This window comes from Terriglobales bacterium, from assembly GCA_035454605.1.
Lineage (GTDB): Bacteria > Acidobacteriota > Terriglobia > Terriglobales > Acidobacteriaceae > DATMAB01.
Map to the genome: position 1 here is coordinate 1 of DATIGQ010000090.1, position 4,156 is coordinate 4,156.

Annotated in this window: 5 protein-coding genes; 2 read left to right on the plus strand and 3 right to left on the minus strand. The window is 61.5% G+C overall.

Annotated elements, in window-relative coordinates:
- The first annotated feature begins 75 nt into the window (after positions 1-75).
- Positions 76-1,659, plus strand: a complete 1,584-nt coding sequence (locus VLE48_06555; GenBank protein HSA92656.1) for an acyl-CoA carboxylase subunit beta — start codon at positions 76-78, stop codon at positions 1,657-1,659.
- A 12-nt stretch (positions 1,660-1,671) separates the two neighbouring features.
- Here VLE48_06555 and VLE48_06560 read toward each other — a convergent pair whose 3' ends face one another.
- From VLE48_06560 to VLE48_06570, 3 genes are all read right to left on the minus strand, one after another.
- Positions 1,672-2,613, minus strand: a complete 942-nt coding sequence (locus VLE48_06560) for a hypothetical protein (protein ID HSA92657.1) — start codon at positions 2,611-2,613, stop codon at positions 1,672-1,674.
- A 64-nt stretch (positions 2,614-2,677) separates the two neighbouring features.
- Positions 2,678-2,995, minus strand: a complete 318-nt coding sequence (locus tag VLE48_06565) for a hypothetical protein (GenBank protein HSA92658.1) — start codon at positions 2,993-2,995, stop codon at positions 2,678-2,680.
- The gene (locus tag VLE48_06570; protein ID HSA92659.1) at positions 2,996-3,238 is read right to left on the minus strand and encodes a hypothetical protein; all 243 of its coding nucleotides are present in this window, start codon (positions 3,236-3,238) and stop codon (positions 2,996-2,998) included.
- A 294-nt stretch (positions 3,239-3,532) separates the two neighbouring features.
- Here VLE48_06570 and VLE48_06575 point away from each other — a divergent pair, with 294 nt between their 5' ends.
- A complete protein-coding gene (locus tag VLE48_06575; GenBank protein ID HSA92660.1) occupies positions 3,533-4,111 on the plus strand; it encodes a DUF1264 domain-containing protein in 579 nt (192 codons plus the stop codon).
- Positions 4,112-4,156 lie beyond the last annotated feature (45 nt).

Below are 4,156 nucleotides of genomic sequence, written 5' to 3' on the forward strand. Positions count from 1 at the left end.
GCAAGAAGTATCGCTGGGAACCCAACCAGGCGTTGCCGTAGAACCACGTGCCTCTGTGGCTATAATCCTTCCCGCATGGATTTGGAACAGAAACTTGCTGAGCTGAAAAAGCGCGACGCACTGGCGGAAGCCGGCGGCGGCGAAGACCGCCGCGCGCGCCAGCACAAAGAAGGCAAGATGTCGGCGCGCGAGCGCATCGAGTTCCTGCTCGACGACGCAACCTTCGAAGAGACCGACAAGCTGGTCACCCACCGCTCCACCGACTTCGGCATGCAGGAGCAGAAAGTCCTGGGCGACGGCTTCGTCACCGGCTACGGCCGCATCGAGGGGCGCCTGGTGTTCGCCTTCGCGCAGGACTTCACCGTGTTCGGCGGCTCGCTCTCCGAGGCCAACGCGCAGAAGATCTGCAAGATCATGGACCTGGCCATGCGCGTGGGCGCGCCCGTCATCGGGCTGAACGACAGTGGCGGGGCGCGCATCCAGGAAGGCATCATGTCGCTGGGCGGCTACGCCGATATCTTCCTGCGCAACACGCTGGCCTCGGGCGTGATTCCGCAGATCTCCGCCGTCATGGGGCCCTGCGCCGGGGGCGCGGTGTACTCGCCGGCCATTACCGACTTCATCCTCATGGTGGAAAAGACGGCGTGCATGTTCGTGACTGGCCCGGATGTCATCAAGACCGTCACGCACGAAGAAGTCACGAAAGAACAGCTCGGCGGCGCCATGACCCACAACGAGACCTCGGGTGTGGCCCACTTCGTGGCCCACGACGACGCCGAGTGCCTGTCGCTGATCCGCGAGCTGCTGAGCTTCATTCCGTCGAACAACCTGGAGGACGCGCCGCGACGGCCGTGCTCCGACCCCATCGACCGCGCCGACGAAGAGCTGGACCGCATCGTGCCCGCCGAGTCGAACCTGCCCTACGACATCAAGGACGTCATCCAGCGGGTGGTGGACGACGGCTACTTTTTCGAAGTCCACGAGCACTATGCCAGGAACATCGTGGTGGGGTTCGCGCGCATGAACGGCCGGCCCGTGGGCATCGTGGCCAACCAGCCGGCGTTTCTCGCCGGCGTGCTCGACATCAACGCCTCCGTCAAGGGCGCGCGCTTCGTGCGCTTCTGCGACGCCTTCAACATCCCGCTGGTGACGTTCGAGGACGTTCCCGGCTTCCTGCCCGGTACCAATCAGGAGTACGGCGGCATCATCCGCCACGGCGCCAAGCTGCTCTACGCCTTTGCCGAAGCCACCGTGCCCAAGGTCACCGTGATCACCCGCAAGGCCTACGGCGGCGCGTACTGCGTCATGGCCTCCAAGCACATCCGCACCGACTTGAACTACGCCTGGCCCACCGCCGAGATCGCCGTCATGGGCCCGGAGGGCGCGGTGAACATCGTGTACAAGCGCGAATTCGACCGCGCCGCCAAGGAAGGATTCAACGGTCTGACCGGCGAAGCCGCCGTGGCCGCGTTACGGGCCCAGAAAGTGGAGGAATTCCGCGAGCGCTTCGCCAATCCGTACATCGCCGCCGAGCGCGGCTACGTGGACGCCGTCATCCGCCCTGGCGAGACGCGAAAAAAGATCATCGACGCGCTGGAGATGCTGGAGAACAAGCGCGACAAGAACCCGCCCAAGAAACACGGGAACATACCGCTGTGAACGCCAGTGTCACTACCATCGCTTGGCCCATTCTGGTGTTCCTAGCGCCTCTGGTTTTCGGTCATTGAAATCGGCGAGTTCGCGCGTCTCAAACTGGTTTCCGTTGGCAATCGACGCCGAAAGCAGCTTGCCGTCCTGGGAAAAACTCAAGCGCCCGCGATGGTCCCAATCTGCCCAGTCCGCTGTCTGAAGGTCGATGAGCTCTCGCTTCGAGTTCCGTTCAACTAAGGAAAAGGATTCACGAAATCGGGTGTCATACGTTCGAGTCCATCTCAGAAGAAACCGGCCTGTGGCATCTGCCTTTTCCCATATTTCAGCCGCTGTCGTATCGAAAAGGGCTCCTCTCCACTCGCCACCGATTTCCTGTTTGAGCATCCATCCGTCTCGAATCAGACGCCTTGAGTACACAGGGTAATCCTCACCAGCGGCTTTCGGATTTGGTAATACCTTCAGTCCCTTGGGCTTGTGCAGCCGGTGAGGCACAGCGACATTCGGGCGATGATTGAGCCAGACAGTCTTGGCATCTTTGAATAGACCGCCACCATGCCAGCAATCTCCTTTCGCCCAAAGTGCCAGAGCGGTTAGAAACGGCGGCCTGCTGATTGCAGTCCATGCGTGCGTATACCTGTCATCGCTCCGCGGTGAGCGTGAACGGCCAACTCTTTTTCGCAAACCCGCCAATCGTTCTATGACTCTGGTTGCCAAATGCTCTCGATCTTCCAGAAACGTGTCCGATTCCGCGATACTACGGCGGTTCCACTTCGCTGCAAAATAGATGAGCATGGTGCCATCCGGAGAGAGATCCGAACGCCAAGCGTAGATCCTGCCGTGAAACCATTGACCAAAATCAAAAGTGTCTGTATCCGTCTGCCATTTGATTAGTTCAACCCACTTTGACGGCCCACGACGGAAAACAACGGCGACTGGCGCTGAACGGGCCAAGATCACATTCAACCTTGCCGGCTCCATAGGTTGGTGCATACAAGCGGAATCTTTACACAGAAAGTTATCCCGGTCATCAATCTGCAGCAGTTTTCGCTGGAATCACGCAGTACAGCCCGTCGCTGCCCACGTCGAATGCTCGATTGAAGCGGGCGCGATAGTTTTCCTGGGCGGCGGCAGCGGCGAATTCGATCAACTGCTCCTCCGTGAAGTGCGCGCGCAGCGCGGCAAAGAGGTCATCGGAGACATTGGCGGGCGTGGCGGCGAGCTGGTCAGCCAGGCGCAAGAGCAGCCGCTCAGGTTCTGTGAAGCCTTCTTCACTCCCGCTCAAGATGCGTGCAATCTCGTCATCGGTGAGCCCGTTGGTTCTGCCTACGGCAGAATTGATGTCCATTCAAAACGGGCAACCCACGCGCGCCGCGGTGCGGATCTGGATAAGCGTGCGCAGGCGCAAAGGGACCTTCGTCCTCTGGCCCAGCAAGAGCTCGGTGAGGAAATTGACCCAGAAGACGCGCGGCACCCGCGCCTGGATCTTCATCGGCGTCAGGTCCTTGCCCATCATCTTGCGCACCTTGCCCATGACCATGCGGATGAGCCAGGGCGCCTGCTTCTCTTCGATTCCCGCGATGCGTGCCATGAGTGCGTTCCACTCCCCTAGGGGAAAGATGCCCTCAGGGTAGCGCACGATGCATCGAGGCCGGAACACACGCAGGGCGGTCGGAGGGAGCACGGCTCGGTAGGTCGGCCTTCCGGCCGACTCGCGAAGGGACCGTGCCGCGAAGGCACTCTGGAAATTTCCTGCCCTCAGCCTTGGGCCAGGACAAACGGCCCTCCGCAACACCCTGCGGTTGACCCCCGCCCTGGCTTCGACTAAGGTTTCGGGCCGCGTGGGGGCGCCCCGGTCGCATGGCGCCCTACCGGAGGCTTTTCCATGAAGCGCACGCTCCTGCTTGCAGCCTTGTTGCTCGCCTGCTTCCTGCTCGGCGTTGTGTTTGGATCCCGCCGCCTCGCCACGCAGCCGGTGTCGGCGGCTGCGCCCGCGCCGGAAGCGGCAATGGCCAGCCCGTCGCATGGCTATGACGTCCACGTAGTCGCTCCCCACGTGGTGGACGGCAAGGAGCACGGTCCTTACCACCACTACTGCAAGGTGTACGCGCCCGATCCGCCGCAGATCGTGTGCCTGATCTACGAGTCCACCGAACCCAACGCCATGCTCTCGCAGATCGAGTGGATCTATGCCAAGTCGATGACGCGCAACGGCGTTCCCCTCAAGGCGTGGAACAAGAACTGGCACGACCACGCTATCGAGATCGCCGGCGGCCGCGTGAAGGTGCTGGACATGCCCGACGACCAGGCCAAAGGCGTGGCGGATCTCGTAGCCACCACCGACGGTCTGATCTATCACTTTTACTGGGACGACAAGCTGCCCAATGCCAGGATGTCCATCGCCCAGGCCGTAGGCCACAAGCCTATGGCCATGGCGGAGTGGAAGAACTACGAAAAGAAATAGCCGTGCTCCAGCGGACCTACGGCAAAGCAAGAGCTCGCTTCGGCG

What these genes read in the sequence shown, in the direction of transcription:
- VLE48_06555 (HSA92656.1), top strand. Translation starts at nt 76, where the DNA reads ATGGATTTGGAACAGAAACTTGCTGAGCTGAAAAAGCGCGACGCACTG.
- VLE48_06565 (HSA92658.1), bottom strand. Translation starts at nt 2,995, where the DNA reads ATGGACATCAATTCTGCCGTAGGCAGAACCAACGGGCTCACCGATGAC.
- VLE48_06570 (HSA92659.1), bottom strand. Translation starts at nt 3,238, where the DNA reads ATGGCACGCATCGCGGGAATCGAAGAGAAGCAGGCGCCCTGGCTCATC.
- VLE48_06575 (HSA92660.1), top strand. Translation starts at nt 3,533, where the DNA reads ATGAAGCGCACGCTCCTGCTTGCAGCCTTGTTGCTCGCCTGCTTCCTG.